15 protein-coding genes, 2 pseudogenes and 1 riboswitch are annotated in these 21,151 nt (G+C 42.1%); of the genes and pseudogenes, 16 read left to right on the top strand and 1 reads right to left on the bottom strand.

Annotated features, from left to right (window positions below; genetic code table 11):
• Positions 1-205: 205 nt before the first annotated feature.
• Positions 206-1,171 carry a phosphotransferase enzyme family protein gene (locus tag AC0YNV_RS35215; RefSeq protein WP_475772202.1) on the top strand — a complete coding sequence of 322 codons (966 nt, stop codon included), beginning with the start codon at positions 206-208 and terminating at the stop codon, positions 1,169-1,171.
• A 1,348-nt stretch (positions 1,172-2,519) separates the two neighbouring features.
• Here AC0YNV_RS35215 and AC0YNV_RS35210 read toward each other — a convergent pair.
• Positions 2,520-2,660, bottom strand: a pseudogene (locus AC0YNV_RS35210) (helix-turn-helix domain-containing protein); the annotation flags it as partial.
• Here AC0YNV_RS35210 and AC0YNV_RS35205 point away from each other — a divergent pair.
• The 15 genes and pseudogenes from AC0YNV_RS35205 to AC0YNV_RS35135 all read left to right on the top strand — a co-directional run.
• Positions 2,659-2,913, top strand: a pseudogene (locus tag AC0YNV_RS35205) (malic enzyme-like NAD(P)-binding protein); the annotation flags it as partial. The pseudogenes AC0YNV_RS35210 and AC0YNV_RS35205 sit on opposite strands and share 2 nt — an antisense overlap.
• Positions 2,914-3,351: 438 nt before the next feature.
• A complete protein-coding gene (locus AC0YNV_RS35200; RefSeq protein ID WP_475772201.1) occupies positions 3,352-4,887 on the top strand; it encodes an extracellular solute-binding protein in 1,536 nt (511 codons plus the stop codon).
• A gap of 157 nt (positions 4,888-5,044) precedes the next feature.
• Complete coding sequence (locus AC0YNV_RS35195; protein WP_475772200.1) at positions 5,045-6,139, top strand: mandelate racemase/muconate lactonizing enzyme family protein; 1,095 nt, start codon at positions 5,045-5,047, stop codon at positions 6,137-6,139.
• Between the two features lie 791 nt (positions 6,140-6,930).
• Positions 6,931-8,538: a helix-turn-helix domain-containing protein gene (locus AC0YNV_RS35190; protein ID WP_475772199.1), complete on the top strand. Its 1,608-nt coding sequence runs from the start codon at positions 6,931-6,933 to the stop codon at positions 8,536-8,538.
• Positions 8,539-8,587: 49 nt separating this feature from the next.
• Positions 8,588-9,556: an ABC transporter permease gene (locus AC0YNV_RS35185; protein WP_475772198.1), complete on the top strand. Its 969-nt coding sequence runs from the start codon at positions 8,588-8,590 to the stop codon at positions 9,554-9,556.
• Between the two features lie 18 nt (positions 9,557-9,574).
• On the top strand, positions 9,575-10,453 hold the full coding sequence (locus AC0YNV_RS35180) for a carbohydrate ABC transporter permease (protein ID WP_475772197.1): 879 nt from the start codon (positions 9,575-9,577) through the stop codon (positions 10,451-10,453).
• Positions 10,454-10,542: 89 nt separating this feature from the next.
• Entirely contained in the window at positions 10,543-11,670 is a 1,128-nt protein-coding gene (gene dgoD, locus AC0YNV_RS35175) for a galactonate dehydratase (protein WP_475772196.1), read from the top strand.
• 88 nt (positions 11,671-11,758) lie between these two features.
• A riboswitch (TPP riboswitch) is annotated at positions 11,759-11,872 on the top strand.
• Positions 11,873-12,067: 195 nt separating this feature from the next.
• Positions 12,068-12,172 carry a hypothetical protein gene (locus tag AC0YNV_RS35170; RefSeq protein WP_475772195.1) on the top strand — a complete coding sequence of 35 codons (105 nt, stop codon included), beginning with the start codon at positions 12,068-12,070 and terminating at the stop codon, positions 12,170-12,172.
• Between the two features lie 539 nt (positions 12,173-12,711).
• On the top strand, positions 12,712-13,671 hold the full coding sequence (locus AC0YNV_RS35165; protein WP_475772194.1) for an ABC transporter permease: 960 nt from the start codon (positions 12,712-12,714) through the stop codon (positions 13,669-13,671).
• Positions 13,672-13,688: 17 nt separating this feature from the next.
• Positions 13,689-14,552, top strand: a complete 864-nt coding sequence (locus AC0YNV_RS35160) for a carbohydrate ABC transporter permease (RefSeq protein WP_475772193.1) — start codon at positions 13,689-13,691, stop codon at positions 14,550-14,552.
• Between the two features lie 24 nt (positions 14,553-14,576).
• Positions 14,577-15,590 carry a Gfo/Idh/MocA family protein gene (locus AC0YNV_RS35155; protein WP_475772192.1) on the top strand — a complete coding sequence of 338 codons (1,014 nt, stop codon included), beginning with the start codon at positions 14,577-14,579 and terminating at the stop codon, positions 15,588-15,590.
• 82 nt (positions 15,591-15,672) lie between these two features.
• Entirely contained in the window at positions 15,673-17,934 is a 2,262-nt protein-coding gene (locus tag AC0YNV_RS35150; RefSeq protein WP_475772191.1) for a helix-turn-helix domain-containing protein, read from the top strand.
• A 157-nt stretch (positions 17,935-18,091) separates the two neighbouring features.
• Positions 18,092-19,612 carry an extracellular solute-binding protein gene (locus AC0YNV_RS35145; protein ID WP_475772190.1) on the top strand — a complete coding sequence of 507 codons (1,521 nt, stop codon included), beginning with the start codon at positions 18,092-18,094 and terminating at the stop codon, positions 19,610-19,612.
• A gap of 11 nt (positions 19,613-19,623) precedes the next feature.
• On the top strand, positions 19,624-20,514 hold the full coding sequence (locus tag AC0YNV_RS35140) for an aldo/keto reductase (protein ID WP_475772189.1): 891 nt from the start codon (positions 19,624-19,626) through the stop codon (positions 20,512-20,514).
• Between the two features lie 3 nt (positions 20,515-20,517).
• Positions 20,518-21,141: an MBL fold metallo-hydrolase gene (locus tag AC0YNV_RS35135; protein WP_475772188.1), complete on the top strand. Its 624-nt coding sequence runs from the start codon at positions 20,518-20,520 to the stop codon at positions 21,139-21,141.
• Positions 21,142-21,151: the final 10 nt, after the last annotated feature.

The raw sequence follows: 21,151 nt of genomic DNA, 5'->3' as shown, positions 1-21,151 counted from the left end.
GTCCCACGGGCACGAACGTTCAATCCCCGGCTATCGCTATCTTACGACCACACAAAAATGAGGTCCACCAGAAAGATCTGGTGACCTCATAATACGAACGGGTACGATAGTGCAAAGACCAGGAACAGATCGCCGCGGCTAACAACTGTTCCTTTTTCATTGAAGTAACGGGCAGTATTGTGGAAAAAGAGGTAATGGGAGTGATGTGAAAATTAACGGTGATATGATGGAAGAAGATCAACTGCTTGTTGCCTTGGAGGAAACATACAACCTTTCAAGACCCATAAAGTGTAAGTTCCTAAGGGGAAGTTTTAATGATCATTTCTCCGTTGATGCAAATGGAAGAAGATTCGTTTTAAGGGTTTATAAAAATAAAAAGAGCCACATTAGAAATATTGCAGATATTCGGTTTGAACTGGATTTCCTTGAGTATCTCCACACTAAAGGGATACCTGTTGCTTTTCCAATTCGAAGTATTAAAAAAGAAACCCTAAACACCGTAACTTATAAAAATGAGCACCGATATGTAGCCTTGTTTAATTACGCCGAAGGGAGTCAAATCGGTGATGTCAATCTTAGCGATGCAGAGACCTTTGGGAGTATTGTCGCGGCCCTTCATAAGAAAGCGGACCAATTTAAAAGTGAGTTCTCTCGAATTAATATGGATCAGGACTATCTGATAAAAGAGCCATTAGTAAATTTAGAAAGATATATCACGTCCTTAAAGTTATCCGATATATCATTTATCAAGACTCGTGCTAACCTAATGCTTGAGCACATTAACCAACTTCCAATAACTAACGAAGCATATGGATTAATTCACGGAGACCTAAATCCGTCCAACGTTCATTATAGTCCGGAACATGGATTTAAAATTTTTGATTTTGATCATTGTGCGTACGGATGGAGGATACACGATTTAGCGGTGCTAAGGCTTTGTTTTGATAACACCACCTATAAGGCAATTCATCATGGGTATCAATCTGTCAGGCTGCTTTGCTCGATAGAAGAAAAAAGCATCGATTTGTACTCTGATGTGTTGTTACTTAGAAAGAGCAAAGATATATTGGACATGTTAGAAGCCAATGGAGCCTCCAAAGAAGAAAAGACAAAAGTTGTTATTAATGCCATAGAGACATTACGTATTTTAAACAAGAGGCCATTAAACTAATGGGTACGTTAGCTTAACAAAGTCATGTGACGAAGGAGCTGCCGCGCAGTTCCTTTTGCTTCTTCCAAAATAATTGATCTATAGGTACTGTTGGGGCGTGAGTTATATACGAAAGGGCAGGATAGATTGATTACTTCACGAATACTCAAATGATGGAATCTTTTGCAAGTTCGTAATTTTGACGTTAGATGAAAGGGCTGAAAAACTATTGGAAAGAAACGATACACTATCAAAGTCATCGTTAAAAAGATATAAGATTCTCAAAATTCTCACATTCATAATAGGATATTTAATTATATTTGCTTGTTTTTATTTCTGTGAACTACCGCGTAATACTCCTATATTCATTGGTTCTTTCATTGGCTCTTTTGTTGGATCGCTGCTAAGTATTATTAAGAGACGGCCAGTCCGAAAAAATAGTAGAATTGATCGAATCACGGTATTAGCTTTTATTTTTTTATTTTGTGTAATTATTTTTGTTTATAGTGAGGCGGAAATCAGTAAAAAGGTTACTTATTCTGTAATAATAACTATTACAATATTAGTTTGCGAAGTTATTGATAACAAATTATTAGGAAAGATATTGAATGAAAAATCAATTTAGATTGTTAATCAAGGTCAGCCCATCAAATATAGAAATTATTATTAATAAGATTGGAAGTCGATTTAAGAATGAAAGAAGGCAATAGAAAACAATCGTTCGCCCAATGCATTTCAGAAAAAATAAGTCAGATATTTTATTAAGCTTACGGGTACGATAGTGCAACAACCAGATCATTAAAGTAACGGGTATGAGAGAAGGGGCTGCTGGGGCTGCTCCTTTTGCTTCTTCGCAAAATTGATCTACATGTACTGTTGGGGCGTAAGCTATAATACGAACTGGCAGGATAACGAGATAAGGGAAAAATCACACCGTGATTCAAAAAATGATATGATTTTGAAAAGGAGTGAAATTATGTTTCAGGGTTCTAACGGATTGTTTTCAATATTACCCATCGTCATGTTTATTGTTTACGGATTATTCATTCTTCTTGGATTATATAGCCTTTATTTATTCATTAAACTTGCGATTAGAGGAATAGCAGCGTTAGATATTTATCTAGATGAAAAGAGAAACAGGCGTTTGTAGTATTAAAATCATTGAACTAACGGGTACGATAGCGCTATGATACGACGCTGCCGACAGATCGACTGCCTGCGCAGCTCACAATATGTGGTATATTTGATGTAATGATATGAAGGGGTTATTGCTTTGATTTAAATGGTATGACACGGGCAAACCGATTTTAACAAGAAAGAAAGCTTCATTTCGCGGAGGTGCCTATGAATCCTGAATTTGCAACCTATATCCAATTGGTACGCTTGTGGCTCTTCGCTCCCGATACGCCTGTTGGGCTGTAAGGGCTCCGTAGCACGAACCAGATTGACCCCGTTTAATTTCGCGAGCAATAGTGGCGTGATGTCGCCCAAGCTGACGTGCAATCGCTCGAATTAATAATGTGCTTGCTTTTCCCGGCATTTTCAGAGGGGCATTGGATGTAAGGGCTTCCGATATCAATGAAGAAATGAATATTGCCGCAGCCCGAATTATTGCAGATTTAATTACGGAGGAAGAGCTGAATCAAGATTACGTTATTCCTCATCCTTTTGACCCGCGTGTTGCTTCCAGTGTGGCTATGGCAGTGGCCAAAGCCGCCCAGGAATCGGGAGTCGCCCGCAATCAAGTTACTGTACTTGGATAAGAAACGAATTACACTCCGGCCTTTTCCCGATGTTTAACCGGGGAAGGGCCTTTATTCGTGGATTAGAATGGGACGGAACCAAAGAAATGAAACGGAAGAAATTTAATGTTATACACGAGCCATGCCTGAGCGAATGTTTTTTGTACAGGACAGCTCCGGAAAACGGCAAGGTTATAATATCGCTCACCCAATCGGAATGCGGGCTCCGAGTATTGAAGGACATTTTTTGCACTAGACGTTTCCGGCGTTTGCTGCAAGTGTGCGTAGTTCCTGAGCATGAACAGCGGTTTTTATCAAATGTAGGAATTTTTTTAACTGTCGTTGCGTACGTCAAGAATTGTCTGTTTCTCTCCCAAAAAATACCTCTTATTATTTATGTAAGCGGTTAAATACCATGAAATCCACTCCTGCCGCAATTTAAATTTAAGGGGGAAGAAAATGCAACGAAAATGGAAAAAACTAATGCCAGTATTATTGTCCTTAGGATTATCCGTCTCTATGCTGGCGGCTTGTTCCAATGGGACAACTTCACCGGAGGCAACCGGCGGTACGGATCAGGCAGCCAAGAAAGACGAGCCGTTAAAAATCAGTATGGCCTGGGGACTGTATAACGAGCTTCCGGACATGAACAACAGCTTCTGGAAGGAGTTCAAGAAAAGGACCAACGTGGAATTGGACATTCAATGGATTCCGAATGCTAACTATCAGCAAAAATTGGAGCTCATGCTGGCAACGGGAGATATTCCCGAGATTGTAATGGGAGTGGGGTATAATGTTCCCACCTTTTACACAGCAATAGAAAACGGCATGTTTTGGGATCTCACACCGTTTTTGGGCGATTTTAGCAACTATCCGAATTTGAAAAAAAATAAAGAAACCGGAGTATTCGATTATAATAAAGTAAATGGAAAAATTTACACATTACCCCGGATGAGATCGCAGGTCCATTCCAGCCTTTTGATGCGCAAGGACTGGCTGGACAAATTGGGTATCCCCATGCCCACCACGCTGGACGAATATAAAGCGGCCTTGCAAGCGATTGTCAAAGCGAATCCTACCGGACAAAACCCATTTGGCTTAACCACCCACGGGGTACTTAACGGAGCAAAAGACGTCTTTATGCCCGCCTTCGGTGTCTATGATCTGACTTACGATAAGGAAGGAGGACTTATCCGTGATGTCCTTACGCCGCAGTATGCCGATATGGTTGAATGGTTCAGGGGAATGTATGCGGACGGGCTGCTTCCCAAGGAGTTCTCCACCATGAAAGAGCCGCAGTCTCTGGATTTGATCAGCTCCGGTAAAGCGGCCTCGATGGGGTATGTGGTCAGGGCAGATTGGCAGTATACCGAGACCAATAGAAAGCTGGATCCAAACGCCTATGTCAGATCCGCAGTATTAAAGGGGCCGAAAGGCTATGCGATCAACTTGCGTTCAAATTATGCTCCCGGCATGTTCATTTCCAAGAAGGTTCCGGAGGAAAAGGTGAAACGGATTCTGGATTTCTATGAGTCTACCGCTACGGCGGATTTCCTCAAATTCGGCGAATACGGGGTTGAGGGTGTTCATTATAACATGGTGGACGGTTATCCCAAGATGACCGAGCTCGGAGGCAAGGAAATGGTCATTTCCAGCTATGATCCGTTTGTGCTGACTTATGACAGCGGATTTAAAATCAGAAATGTCAACGCACCGCCTGAATTCAATAAAGAAACGGAAGCAATGGTCAAAGACTGGACGGAAAAGGGCAAGCTGAATCCGTTCAGCTATCTGATCTCGAATACGTTTAACGACATTTGGCCGAAATATCAGGATGAATACGATACCAAGACCGTTCAGGCCATAATCGGTAAAATATCGATGGACGATTACAGGGCTTATCAGGAGCAATTGAGAACTATGCCCGAAATGAAAAAGGCGTTCCAGGAATTTAATAAATCCGAAAAGGATTTTACGGCGAACAAAGGCAAGTAAATTTCAAGTAAGTGCAAGTCGCAAGTAATGCGAGTAAGTATGTCCGAGTGGCTTAAGGCAAATTTGAAGAGAATGACTTGCAATCGCTTTCAATTAGCCTTTACGCTGCCGGAATCATGATCGGCTTTAAAATCGTGGCGGAGAGAGGATGGAAACTATGAGCAAAATCACCAGTATTGAAACGTTTACTACACAATCGGTCGGTATCGTAAGGGTGCGTACCGAAGACGGATTGGAAGGATACGGCCAGGTTGCGTCTTATCATTCCGACCTGTCCGCCAACGTGCTGCACCGGCAAATCGCCCCTTATGCGTTAGGCGCCGATTCGGACGATATTGCAGGCTTGGCCGAGCGGATCGTGGTCGGTGAGCATAAATTTCCGGGTTCTTATATATGCCGTGCCGTGGGAGGGGTGGATACGGCTCTGTGGGATCTCCGTGGCAAACGGGAAGGGAAGAGCGTTTGCGAGCTTTTGGGCGGAAAGCTACGCAAGCTGCCCGTATACGGCTCCAGCATGAGCCGGAACATCAAGCCCGAGGAGGAAGCGGAGCGGATGGTCCGGCTGCAGGAGGAGCAGGGGTTCCGGGCTTTTAAGATTCGGATCGCCGACAACTTCGGCAACGACGTAGACCGTTGGCCCGGCCGTACGGAAGCGATCGTGCCCGCCGTCCGTAAAGCGATCGGAGACGATGCGGTTCTGCTGGTAGACGCCAACAGCGGTTATACTCCCAAACGGGCCATAGAAGTCGGCCGCATGCTGGAGCAATACAATGTGGGCCACTTTGAAGAGCCGTGCCCGTATCCTGAATTGGAATGGACGGCGGAGGTGGCGGCAGCTCTGACGATTCCCGTATCCGGCGGTGAGCAGGATTGCGATTTGGCGCAGTTCAGACGGATGATCTGGATGAAAGCAGTGGATATTGTGCAGCCTGATATTTGTTATGTAGGCGGAATCAGCCGTGCTCTAAGTGTGGCGAAGATGGCCCAGGAAGCGGGATTGCCCTGCACACCGCATGCAGCCAACCATTCGATGGTGACCCTCTTTACGATGCATTTGCTAGGCGCATTCCCTAACGGAGGGCCGTTTATGGAGTACAGCATTGAGGATACAAAGTGGCTGAACGGCTTGTATACTTCAGACCCTTTTAAAGTTACGGACGGGAAGGTAACCATTCCGGACGAACCCGGATGGGGTGTGACCATTAACCCCGAATGGCTGGAAAAAGCGGAGTATACCATCAGCTCCATGTAGGAGATCCATTTTGAAATCGTAGTTCATTCGTTCTGGTTTTTGGTGAGTATGGAGGGTTCCAGATGGCAAAATGGTTGCGTAGGAGATGGACCGGTATCATTTCCGTTTGGTCGAATATGCAGGGGCAATTTTTTTACCGTCTTATTTGGCTCGGGCTGGTTTCGGCATGTATTCCGATCATTCTTGCCGGAACCCTCTACTATCAGATGACGGTTAAGGAAGCTTACCATAAGACAGAAGAGGAAAGCCTCGTATCACTAAAATTCGAGATGGATCGAATCGAGTCTTTACTGGCCGGAATCGAGCTGGAATCCTTCCATTTAGCCTTGGATCCTTCCATTGTAGATTTCCTATCCGAGGATCGTAACAGCAATGATTATCTTATTAATAAACAGATGCTCGCCGCATTGGAGCGTAAAAAAAATACCAATGACTTCATTGGGGAGATCGTGCTTTATCAAAACGGCAATATAATGCTGAATTCGGTGTATTACGGGCAAATACCGGCATCCAATTATCCTTATATGAGGGATATCGACTTTGTCCTGAATACGGAGTCCCCGGAAGCGCAATGGCTGTATTTGCCCCAGGCTGAAAAAAACGGCTATATATCTTTTATTCGCAAACTTCCGCTAATGACCATGAATAAAGGAATGGACAGACTGATTATTCATATTCGGGTTGATATGCTGAAGAGCTACATGAACGACAGCTTCTTTTACTTAACCGATAAATCGCTGCTTGTTACGGACGTGAATGGCCGGGCTTTGTTCCACATCCAAGGAAAAAATATGGTGGATACGGAGGGGCTCAGCGACCCGAATCTAAAGCGGATTGTCGAAGAACAGAAGCCTTCGAGTGTGTTTCTTGCCAAAGACCAGGATGGGCGGGAGAAGCTTTATTCTTATCAAAAAACAACCTCGGGACGCATTTACATCTCATTAATTCCAAAAGAGGAATTTTCCAAGCAATTAGGCTGGATTCGCTGGATGACGGTTTGTGCCGTTCTGATCTTAATCCTGGTTGCCGTGCTGTTAACGATCTTTAACTCCATGCGGGTATATAGTCCAATCCAACAATTATTAAAACATGGCAAAGATTTGAGTCTCGGTCCGTTTCAAAATAATAATCCAAATGAAATTAATTACATCAAAGAGTGCCTGAATTATTTAAATTGGGAGACGAAATCATTGTCTACTTATTTAAGGAAAATGGAGCCCAATTTACGCGAACGCTTTTTTCACAAGCTTTTGGAAAAAGGATATGTGGATCAAGGATTGCTGCTGAAGGAGTGCTCTGATTTGGGTATAGCGGTCAACAAGCATTATATCGTTTTGGTCGCTGAGCTGGAAAATATTCATAAGGAAAAACGTTTTCTGCCGGAGGACAATGCGATTATTAGATTTGCCATCACCAATGTGATGGGAGAGCTACTTGAAGAACATAACTCATTAAGCGGATATATTTTAAATTTCAATAAAGGAATCGGGGTTGCCGTCGTCAGTTGCAGGGATATGTCAATGCTCGTGGAGGAAGCCCAGCAATATGCCGCTGCCGTATGCCATGCGTTGAACCGCTTCCTGAAGTTCAAGGTTTCTATCGGGCTGGGGAGTGTCTGCGCCCATATTTCCGATGTCGCGGTTTCCTATCGGGAGGCTTTAGCAGCGCTGGAGTACCGGTTGATTGATGATTCCAATCCTGTCCTTTACATTGAGGATCTGGATAATGCAGAAAGAAGGATCCCCTCTTTCTATCCACATCAGGATGTGGAATCCATTGTTTCGGCACTTAGAAACAAGGATGTCGCAACAGCCAGGCAGGCATTAAAATCATTTTCTCAAGCTGCACGGCTTTCCCAATCTCACATGATTACTTACCAATCCTATCATCTTCTGCTGGCCTCCATTATTCAGTCTGTAGAAAGTCAAGGCGGCAGCATTTTTCATGTATTGGAGAGTAACTTATTTGACCAATTGAAGGAGAGAAAGACGTCAACGGAAATCTGCGATTGGTTTACGGATGTTTGCTTTCCCATGTTCCAAAGAATCATCGCTCAGAACGATCCGACTCAGCTTGCCAAGGGCAGGTCAGATATTATGCGTGTATGCCAATATATCAGAGGAAATGTTCTGTCCGACATATCGTTAACCCAATGCTCGGAGATGCTTTCCATGACTCCGCCCTATGTGAGCCGGCTATTTAAGAAAATCATGGGGTTTTCGTTTGTGGAATATGTTATCAACTGCAAGATGGAGGAGGCCAAGAGGATGCTCCTGGAAACAGATCTCACCCTGCAAGAAATTGCGGCAAGCATCGGTTATACAGAACGAAATCTTAGCCGTATTTTTCAACGTTACATCCAATTGACACCAGGCCAGTTCCGGGCCAAGAACCGCTGAATGGCCAGCTTGTATTCATACCCGCTTCCGGAAAGGAGCTTTTTTGCTTATGAAACATCCGACTGAAATTTCTTCCGTTTCATCCATATCCGGAACCTTAGGCCGAAATTCCTCGGGCCGGCTATGGAAGCAAATCGTGAAAGGGAGATATATTTATTTGCTGGCGATGCCGGGGTTTCTCTTTCTTGTTTTATTCAAATTCGTTCCGATGTGGGGGCTGCTGCTTGCTTTCCAGGACTATAGTCCGTTTAAGGGCATTTCGGGAAGCGAATGGGTCGGTTTTAATCATTTTGTGGATTTATTAAACGATTCGAATTTTTACCGTATGCTTCGCAACACCTTACTTATTAATCTGTTTGGTCTTATCTTTTATTTTCCGATTCCTGTTTTTCTCGCCTTGATGGTCAATGAGGTTCGGCACGAGATATTTAAAAAGATTAACCAATCGATTGTCTATATGCCGCATTTTTTATCCTGGGTTATTATAGCCAGCATGACCTTTTTTATCTTGTCTACGGATATCGGGATTGTTAATAAAATGTTTAATTCGCTTGGCATAACACCTATCCCGTTTTTAACGCAATCTAGCTTTTTTTGGGGATTGATTACAGGACAAACCATTTGGAAGGAAACAGGATGGGGAACCATTATTTTTCTCGCCGCCATTGCCGGTGTCGACCCGCAGCGCTATGAAGCGGCAGTGGTTGACGGTGCATCCCGCTTTCGCCAGATTTGGCATATTACGCTGCCGGCCATCCGTCCCACCATTGTGGTCCTGCTGATTTTGCGTCTGGGCAATATGGCTGACGTCGGCTTTGAGCAAGTCCTGCTGATGATGAACCCGCTTGTCAGAGAGGTAGGCGAGGTTTTTGACACTTATGCTTATACACAGGGGATTTTACGCGGTCAGTTCAGTATCGGGGTTACCGTCGGATTATTCAAGGGGGTCGTAGGGTTGGTGTTTGTGGTGACGGCTAATTATGTTGTGAAGAAATTAGGTTATGAAGGTATCTATTAAGAAAAGTGGGGTGAAGCCATGAGTTTCGTGCATAAGAAAGGTTTGACACTGTTTGATTATGTAAACTATTCTCTGCTTTTGCTCATATCCGTCATCAGTATTTTCCCGTTTATTTATGTGTTTAGTGTATCTCTGACGGATCCCGATACTTATATTCCTTTTAAATTTTATTTGTTTCCGGAAAATTTTTCGCTGGCTTCTTATAAATACATTTTATCAACCAACAGCTTTATGAATTCGTTGAAAAGTACAACCTTCGTCACTGTCGTTGGCACGGCGCTCAACCTGGTTTTTACGTTCACGCTGGCCTACGCCTTGACTAAAAAGCATGTGATAGGAAGAAATTTTATGCTTGTCTGTGTCATTTTCACTTTATTGTTTAATGCAGGAATTGTTCCCAACTATTTGCTGATAAAAGAAATGGGACTGCTTAACTCGTATTGGGCGCTGATCCTGAGCAGCCTGACGAACGCCTGGACGCTGATCGTGGTGAAAAGCTTTATGGACGCTCTTCCCGATGAGCTGGAGGATGCGGCAAGAATCGATGGCTGTAATGATTTGACGGTGTTTCTTCGTATTGTGCTTCCATTATCCATGCCGGCGATTGCCACGTTTACGTTATTTTTTGCGGTATCTCATTGGAATACCTATTTTAATGCACTGATCTATTTGACGGACGCCAAAAAGTGGACGCTTCAGGTTCTGGTCAAAACGCTTGTCATTGATTCTGAATCGTCTGGAATTGCAGCAGCGGGTTCGGCGGAAGAAAAGATGATTCCGCAGGAAACGATCCGGATGGCGGCCGTTGTCGTTGCGATGCTCCCGATACTCATTGTGTATCCGTTTTTACAAAAATATTTTGCCAAGGGCGTTATGCTGGGCTCCATCAAAGGATAACGAACGGAGTGCCGAAGCGGCACCTGAGCGTGAAAAACAGACAAATCGGCTGTACTGCTTTTATTCAACCATATAGGAGGCGCAACCGCATGAAAATTACAAATGTCAAATGTTTTCAAGCGAACGGAGTCTTTGTCAAAATTGAGACGGATGAAGGGATTACCGGCTATGGGGAAGGCTCGAATTTTACACCGCTAGCCGTTATCGGCATGGTGGAGGAATTAAAACCGTACATCATCGGGGAGGATCCGCAGCGGATCGAATATTTGTGGCAGGCTTGCTTCCGTCGTTTATTTGCGCGGGGCGGCCCGGTAACCGGATCTGCAATTGCCGCTATCGATATGGCCCTTTGGGATATTAAGGGAAAAGCTCTTAACGTGCCCGTGTATCAATTGCTTGGAGGGCTGGCCCGGGAAAAGGTGAGACTCTACGGACATATCACCGGCAATTCGGCGGAAGAAATTGCCTCGAACGCCAAGAAGCTGGCGGCCAAAGGAGTAACGGCCATCCGCTACCGCGGCTTTCACGATACCGACGAGATCAACCTGCACGATCATAAACGGGCGGTCAGACAGCAAATCGAATATACGGAAGCCATTCGTGCCGCGGTTGGGGACGATGTCGACCTTATACTTGAATGCCACGGACGGTATGATCCTGATTTCGCCGTAATGCTTGCCGAAGGGGTAGCGAAATTCAAACCTTTTTACATTGAAGATCCGATTCGTCATGAAAATCCGCAGGCATTGATCAGGTACAGAAATCATACGAACATTCCGCTCGCAACCGGGGAACGCGGACATAACAAGTATGATTTCCGGGAGCTGGTAGTGGACGGTTACGTAGATTATTTGCGGCCCGACGTATGCTGGTGCGGCGGTATTACGGAGATCAAGAAAATTGCGGCTTTGGCGGAGGTATATAACATTAATGTGGTCCCGCACAATAACTGGGGGCCGTTAGGGACTTCAGCAAGTGTACATATTTCTTTGGCCATTCCTAATATTACCCTTATGGAAGGTTTCTGGGTGGATTCCGCTAAACCGACGGATATAGTGACGCCTTGGCCTAAAATCGTGGACGGTTATGCGTACCCGCCCGAAGGTCCCGGTCTGGGAGTGGAATTCAATGAAGAGATTGCAGCCTCCCTTCCACCAAAGCCTACAAGGGTTTTGCCAAAACTGAACGGGATTGACGGATCTGTAAGAGATTGGTAGTCGCTGCTAACCTTAACGGAAATAAATCGATTTGCAGAAAGTTCTGGTTTTTTTTTAGCTTCGGGTATATGATCTATAAGTGACAACTTCATAAACACGCGGGAGCTTGGGAATGCCAGGCTGAGAGGATGACCGTATTTCGTCATCGACCGTTAAACCTGATCTGGGTAATGCCAGCGGAGGAAACGACCTAGCCTTTTTGTATTCAAAGACCGCATCTTTACGTTGCGGTCTTTTTTGTACATTTCGGCGGACTCCGTTTGAACCCATTCATTCTAAGGAGGAAATGAAATGGCAAGCGATAAGAAAAACAGTCAAATAATCCAAATGTAAATTCTTTTCCAGGCAGTAAAAAAGTGCATGTACAAGGTTTACGTGAGGATATTTTCAAGTTCCTATGCGTGAGATTGCCTTGAGTCCTGGTGCGGGTACGACAGGCGAACAAGCCGATCCGCCCTTTCGTGTCTATGATTGCAGTGGTCCTTATACGGATTTGGAATAGGTAAGGGATATCCGTCAAGGCCTTCCATCCAATCGGCGGGCTTGGATCGTGGAAGGAATGACGTGGAAGAATATGACGGCAAAACGGTTAAACCGGAAGAAAACGGATATATCAACTCTCCTGGTAGGTGATCGCGAAGTAAAGAATGTTACCTTGCGTACCACATGCTCTTCCTCGCCCGGGTACATCGAATACGATGGCGATGCTTCCGTTGTAGTCGTCGCGCTTCTAGTTAGGTAATTCAGATTTCCAAAGAGACTTGGCGTAAATAGGCCCGGTCTCTTTCCTTTTGTATGGGGGTCTATGGTGGCAATTAAGGGCAGGTGTTGTCTCTGGTTTAAGCAGTCATTTGGTGGCCAAAGTAATGTCTAATTATTTTTTGAAAATTAAATATCGCAGATGTGAAAAAATAGACATTAACAGAAAAAGCTTCATTTACATTGAATAAATGCCCCTATAATATATAAATCAATGCAGATCAACCGTTCGATAAGGTACAATTTTACACTTCAAATTTTTATGATGAGGAGGAGATGAAGTTGCAATATATTCAGGTTAAAAAAAAAGTCAGCAATAAAGTAGTTGTAAACATAATGGCGAGTTTTTTTAAAACGATCCTTAAGTACAAGTTTTTATATGTATTGATGCTGCCAGGTATTCTTTGGTATATCATTTATCGATATTTGCCGATGTTTGGATTGATTATTGCCTTTAAGGAATATAACTTCGCGCTGGGAATTTGGAATAGTCCGTGGGTAGGTATGAAGTATTTCAATTATTTATTTTCTTCCTCAGAGTTTTATACGGTGCTGCAAAATACGGTGATCATTAATATGTACAATTTAATTTTCGGGTTTCCAGCACCGATTATATTGGCATTGCTCTTGAATGAATTAAAAAATATTCTCTTCAAAAGAACGATTCAAACGGTCATCTATTTTCCGCATTTTTTATCTTGGGTTGTTTTTGGGGGAATCATCATCCAGTTTCTCAGTCCGAATGAAGGTTTTGTTAATCAAATTATCAAATACTTCGGAGGTGACCCGATTTTTTTTCTTACTCAATCCCAATATTTCAGAGGTATTCTCGTGGTTACCAATATTTTGAAAGAAGCGGGCTGGGGGACGATTATATATTTGGCTGCTTTAGCTGGTGTGGAACAAGAACAATTCGAAGCGGCGACGGTCGATGGGGCCAATCGGTGGCATAAATTGATTCACATCACGCTCCCAGGTATTACCAACGTCATTATTATTATGTTGATTTTGAAAGTTGGCTACCTATTAGATGTAGGGTTTGAACAAATTTACATTATGTATAATCCAGCCGTCTATGATGTCAGCGATGTCTTAAGCACTTACATTTATAGGGTGGGGATTCAAGATTTGAGGTTCAGTTTGACAACAGCATTAGGTTTATTCCAAGCTGTTATCGGATTTATTCTCATCTATGGGGTCAACAGAATAGCCAAAAAATATAGTGATGTGTCGATGTGGTGATAAAAGGAGTGACAGGAATGAAAGCAGGCGGCACTTATACCATTCTTATCTATACCGTATTAATCTTGTTTGGCCTCGTTACATTTATCCCGTTTTATTATGTATGGGTGGCTTCGTTGAGTAATCCCGATTTAATTTCTGATGGGGAATTGATATTTTTGCCGAGAGGGTTCACTCTGGAAGCTTATAAGACGCTGCTGTTCAATGATAAATTTATAAGCGCTTTCTTCATGACGGTGACTCGAACCACATTGGGTACTCTTGTGAATTTAATTTTACAATGCTCATTTGCTTATTCGCTATCCAAGAAGTACTTGCCAGGAAGAAAGTTTTTCATGCTGTTTATTATTGTTACCATGATGTTTAATGGCGGGATCATTCCGACCTATTTAATTGTTAAAGCAACGGGATTGATCGATACGATCTGGGCTTTGATTATACCTGGGGCAATAAGCACATGGAATATTATTTTGTTAAGATCATTTTTTGAGAATGTTCCGGAAAGCCTTGAAGAGTCGGCACGCATGGATGGAGCGAATGATATTTATATTTTGATCAAAATCATTCTCCCCTTGTCAATGCCGGTGATTGCAACCATTGCTTTATTTTCCGCCGTTGGCCACTGGAACTCGTTCCTGGATGCAGTCATTTATACTAATTCGCCAAAACTTCAGGTATTGCAAATTTTTCTAAGAAATATGGTTGAACAAATGCAAAATATAATGGCCAATGGGGACGCGGTCGCGGTTAATAAGGGTGTTTCTTCGTTAACACTGAGATCTGCTGCCATTTTCGCATCAAGCTTACCCATCATCATGGCATATCCTTTTATTCAAAAGCATTTTATGAAGGGTGTTATGCTAGGGGCGGTAAAAGGCTGATCCAAAAAAGGAGGAGGTGAGTCTTTGCGAAATTTATTGAGCATCGGATTAATTGGCTGCAGTGACTTGGTGTATAACTTTGTCTATGACTGTACAAAGCATTTACCTATCACATTATCAGCGATATGCGACCCGAACGAAGAGAAGATGATCAAGTTTTCACAGAGGTATAACGTACCCGCAACCTACACGGATTATAAAGAAATGCTGGATCAGGAAGACCTCGACGCGGTGATTAGTTTTCCAGATGAGATAGAAACACACTACACAATCGTCAAAGCCTGTTTGCAGTCTGCACTCCATGTCTTAACGGAGCGGCCGGTCTGTCTCACATCGCAGGAAACAAGAGATCTGCTGGAGCTTCAGAAGAAAACGAATTGTTATGTGATGCAGCGGCTTAATAAAAGGTTTACCCCCGCATATATTATGGCTAAAGAGATTTTGCAAAGAGAAGAATTTGGGGAATTAACGATGTATCTGGCTAAATATCAAGCTTCCGAGTATGAATCTGAGCATTCTTTCATTTATAAACATATCATTCATCATCTGGATTTGGCCCGGTATTTGATGGGCGAGATTACCTTAACCCATGTCGATGTTAACCGGGTTGACCCCACAAAAATCGGATTTAACATATCATTTGTCAATGAATCGGGGGCGATTGGATTGCTGCAAACCGGTTCTTTACAAGATGGAACTTATCCTATGGAGCAGGTTGAAATAACCGGAATAGGGCATTTAATATCTATTGATAACATCAGAAGCGTGGAATACAGAAGGCCGGGGGGCGTAAGAAAAGCGCGACAAGTGGATTCTTTGCACGAGATGAACGATACGTTAAAATGGAGTTTGAATAACGGCCATATGTCGAATTTCTCTTATATCGGTTTTGAAAATTTATTTAATCATTTTGTTCGTTGTATTTTGGAAGAGGAGCAGCCTACTCCGGACTTGTCCGAAGCAATCAGGACGATCGAATTAGTGGAGACGCTGTGTGCAATGATTGCGTTGGATTCGAACGCAGGTTTAGTAAAATAGCAGTTTCGAACAAGTGTTTTAGTCAAATAGTGTAAGCGGTTTATTTTTGTCCTTAGTGCATTATCAACGGGGAGGAATAAAATTGATTTTCTCTTCTAAATCTAATGGAGACGACGTTGACAAGCGGCTTTGTATATTATATGTGAGTATTACGCTTCTATTTTATTGCGCTGCGTTGCTGTACATGGTTAAAAATCATTATGTGGCTATTGATAAGAATATCGATAATCATATTTCTGATTATAAAACCATGAACAGCACCGTTGATACGCTGGTACAAAAAATTGAATCAATCAGCTATCAGATCGCGACAGATTATGACACGAATGAATGGGCTCAATACAATGACAATAATAATGTCGATTACTACACGCTATATAAAATCCAGAGACGATTTATGAGTATTATCAATTCGGATCCACAGATATCTTCGATGTATTTATATAACAGAAAAACGAACAAAGTATTTTCGTCCAATTTTATGATATCCGATTTGGAAGCATTCCCTGTCAACATGGTTTTGAAGGAGTATTTGCAAAATAACGAAAAAAAAACCTTTTATAAATCGACAGTTGAGAGGCGGACGGAATCAGGAGCCAACACAATCGTTCCCTATATAACAACCTTACCAGCAAGCGGTACAGAAGGCGGTGTGCTCGTTGTAAACGTCAATGAAAAAAAGCTGTTATCTGAGATCAAATATAATTCGGGTGGGTTTGTCCTCTTTAATGATAATAAAGATGTACTTACATACAGAAATGAAGAAGTTTTGAAAGTTTTCGAAAATTGTAAGGAAGAGATTCTAAAAAATGAATTGATCCAGAACAAGATTTTGAACACGGGCTATGTCAAATGGGATAAAAAGAAATATTTCTTTGCCGTCTCGAATGGAATCAACCGTGGAGCCAAGATTCTATATATTGTGCCTTACAGCGAGATTTTAAGTGGCATTCAATATGATAATAACACGATTTTGTATGTAGCGCTCGCATCGGTAGTGCTGCTTATTTTGACTATTTTCACCTTCCCTTATTTTAAGCGAGTGTATTCAAAGCCTTTGGTTCGTTACAATCAAAATTTAAAGGATAACATTGATAATTTGCGGGAAACATTAATTTCACACATTCTAACAGGTAAGGTTTCGTCCAGAGAAGAAATTATTAACAAAACGCGGGAGTTTAAGATTGATCTTGTTGATAAAGAGTATCTAATTATCGTCTTTCAGATTAATGACTATTATAAAAATTTGCTAAACACGCAAAATGAAGACCGTTTTACGATCAGCAGGTCGATTTTGAAAGCAATTAAATATATGCTGATGCTTGATTATATTCCCTTTGTAGTGAAAACGGATCTCGATAAGATAGCCGTTCTATTGACGATTTCAGCAGGCAAGAAACCAGAGAAAGTCACCACAGAATTAAAGAAAACAATCAGCTATGTGCAAAAAGAAATCGAGGAAAACTTCAATCTGTCCGTCTGTGCTGCGGTTTCGGGTATTTGTAATGAAGTCAAAAACATGCCAAACTTGTACGCTCAAGCGGTCAAGAGTCTGGATTATCGGGTGATTTATGGGAGAAATTCGATTATTGATAGCAATAATATCCATTTAAACGAGAAAGATGATTACATTTATCCACTTAAAGAAATCAATTGGATCGCTGATTGCATCCGCAAAGGAGATATAAACGAAATTGAAAGAAGCTTGAACAAAATTATTGAATATAGCATCCATAATCATTTTTTTTCGTTGGATGCGATGAATGCGATTTATTCGAATATCTTGTACAGCATCGTTAAGTACTTATTAGAGTTAGGGTATTCGATCAATGATGTATTTCAAGAAGACATCTTCATGGTGCTATATTGCCATGAGATGATTCATGAAAAGAAGGCCTACATTCTGAAATCTTGTAATCAGGTGTTCAGCTATAAAAAAAGTATTGAAAACAATATGGATACTATCATCATGGAGCAAATTTTGCTATATATCAACAATCATTTCGATAAAAACATTTCGTTAAGTAGTCTAGCTGAACAATTTCATATGAATTCTTCCTACTTAAGCAGCTTTATTAAAAAAAATTTGGGCTTTAATTTTATTGACTATGTGAATGATTTGCGTATTGAGAAATCTTTAACCTGTCTACAAGAAAGCAAATTGACGGTCCAGGAAATAGCGAAGATTTGCGGTTACGATACGGTGCATTCGTATATACGCAATTTCAAGAAAAATCATGATGTGACGCCAGCTGTTTTCCGCAACACATATTTAAAAAATAAAACGACGAGCGTTCTTCAGGTAACTCCCGATGTACAAAAAATTTGTACAACAAATAACTAAATTAAAGGCCGTATTTTAAATTAATATACATTTTATCTTTGCAATGAATTCGCTATCATTCTCGGTAGGCTCAAGGAGGGGGGAAGCAATTGGAGCTGAAGTAGGTTCAGTTGAATACAACCGCAGGTTCTGTAAACGAAAAAGGAGGACTCATATTATGGAGAAATATTTGAAACGGCTTCGCACTTCAGTGATTGGCATGTCTGCAATAATGATGACTCTATCAGGATGTAGTTCAGCGGTAAAACCGGAATCCGAAGCCCCTACAGCCAGTGCAGACAACCCGGTTAGTGTTAATTACATGTTCGATTTTAATGTCGATTTGACGGAAGGAACCTTGCTCGAAAATAAATATGTGGATTTTTTACAGAAAAAAACGGGTGTTAAAGTGGTCATGGATGCCCCTAGCTCTAGCGGGTATGCAGATAAACTGAATATTATGATGGCTTCGGGAAACCCGTTAGATGCTTTTATGTCAAGCTCCAGAGACACGATTCTAAAATTTGCAGATCAAGGATTGCTTACTGACTTAGCACCATATATCAATGATACATCCAAGTACCCCAATATAGCTAAATTTATGAAAAAGGAAGCATTCCTTCCCGTCACTAAGGATGGCAAGATCTATGCTTTTCCTTACTCGCGATTTGATGCTCTTAATCAAACCGTCTACATTAATAAATTGTGGATGGAAAAGCTTAATCTAAAAACGCCCAAAACGATCGAAGATTTCTATCAGGTAGGGAAAGCTTTTACGGAGCAGGATCCAGATGGCAACGGTAAAAACGATACATTTGGATTCTTAAGCATTGATGGGTTGACTTATGTTGGGCAAATTTTCTCGGCGGCTATGGACGCCAATACTTATAAAATCATTGATGGTAAAGTAACTCCTCCCGAGATCACCAATGAGTATAAAGAGTATTTGAAATTTATGAAAAAATTGGTCAAGGATAAGTTGCTCGATCCTGAATTTGTAACAACCAACACTCAAATCTACATGGACAAATTAAAAACTGGAAAATACGGGATTACATCCAATTTCTGGCATGCAAATCAATTCCCAGGGTATGAAGATGGAACAGTCGACAAAGTGTGGGAAGCCATTGACCTTCCTGTCAAGCTGGATGGATCACCGGCGAAATTCAGTTACAACTCCATTAACCGCCATTATATTGGCATTCCCGCTTCCAGCAAAAATGTAGAGGAGCTTATGAAGTTTTTTGATTGGGTTTGTTCGGACGAAGGAAAAAAATGGCTTTACCTTGGGGTTGAGGATGATGAGTATAAAATGACTAACGGAATACCGGAAATACTTAAGCAAAAGCATTCCCTTCACTGGGGTTTTTCAATGGTCAATCCAGGACAGTATGATGACGAAGTGAAATCGTATTTGAGCTTGGTATATCCAAAATCTTCCATTGACCGGCTTGATAATGCAATCAAAAATGGCGCATTGGATAACCTTCAAGCAGCCTTACCTTATTACCCGGAGCTGTCCAGCTTCAGCCTTACCAAAATCTCGGATGAATACAAGGTGAAAGCAGTGCTTGGTAACGCCGATATCGATTCTACCTGGGATGATTATGTGAGAAACTGGAGATCCTCCGGCGGAGATAAGGCCATTCAATTTTGGACAGACTGGTACAATAAAGAGGGTAAAGATATTATCAAATAAAAGGAGAATGGATGATGAAATATAAAACTCTTGGTCAAACACAACTGCATGTTAGCAGGATTGCTTTGGGGGGGTACCCATTCTCAGGAGTTAATAAAGCTAATGGTTGGGATCCCTATAGTTCAGATGGTCGTACGACAGCTATACGTACCATTCACACCGCATTAGACGCAGGGATCAATTATATCGATACGGCACCTAGTTACGGCAATGGTCACAGCGAAAGCATTATTGGCGATGCTCTGAAAACCAGACGAAATGATTGTTACCTGGCTACCAAAGTCGGTTGGAAGGGCTTGGACAAAGCATCCGTCATCAAAAGCGTAGAGGACAGCTTAATTAGATTGCAAACGGACTATGTAGATGTGATTCAATTTCATGGCGGAATGTATACTCAGAAAGATACCCATCATATTCTTAATGATGGACCTCTGGAGGGATTAGAGTCACTCAAGAGTCAAGGCAAAGTCAGATGGCTGGGACTTACGACAGAGGAGCCCTTCTCGGCTCTCGATTTAGTCGAATCCGGACATTTCAGTGTCGTGCAGCCCTGCTATAACATTATTTATCAGTCCGCAGCGCTTCACTTATTGAAAAAAACAGCGGAGAAAAATATTGGTGTAGCAGTAATGCGACCGATGACTTCAGGTATTTTTCAACGTACGCTAGAGTACCTGGAGCCTCAGTTGTTGTCTGCTACCGATTTATATGCCTTATGCATGAAATTTTTACTTTCTGACTCGAGAGTTGATGTTTTGAATATCGGAATGAGATGGCCGGAAGAAGTAGAGCAAAATATTCGCCTGCTGGATGCATTCACCCCTTCGGTCGATATTTCCGATATTCCGCGGTTAACGGCACGAATTTATCAAACGGACGATGAGCGAAAAGGAGTCAAATAGGCAATGTCAGAAAATGTTGAACTAGTAAAATGGAAACTATTAACGCTTGGAAGTTTGAGCAGAAATAAGTTTTGGGGTGAGGATGAGGGAAAGTCGTATAGACGTGCTTATTGCACCACGGTATTATTGGTTGCCGAAGGCAAGAACATTCTCGTTGATCCTTCCTTCCCTGCCGATGAAATGGGACGCATTTTAGATGCACGCTGCGGACTTACTCATACTGATATTGATGCAGTCTATTTGACACACTCGCATGGTGATCATGTTGTAGATATACACGCTTTCGACAAAGCGGCTTTGTTAATGGCTAAAGAGGAATTTCACCTTTTGAAAAATCCAAATGATCCTTCTTTATCCGGTGTAAAGCCTGCGGAATCTCAACTGGCAGCCGGAATCGGGTATATTCACCTGCCTGGTCATACTTTGGGGCTGACTGGTCTCGTTTTTCAAGCGGCGGAAGGCAGAATTGTATTGGCATCAGATGCGGTAATGACCAAGGATTTTTTTAGGGCAAAGCAAGGTTACTTCAATAATGTTGATCCGGTTGCTACTGTGGACTCGATTAATCGGATTGCTGAAATCGCCGATATCGTGATACCCGGACATGATAACTATTTTTTGGTTTAAATAAACAAGC

The organism is Paenibacillus sp. JT31N11 (assembly GCF_056269285.1).
This window is presented reverse-complemented; position numbering and strand designations above follow the sequence as displayed.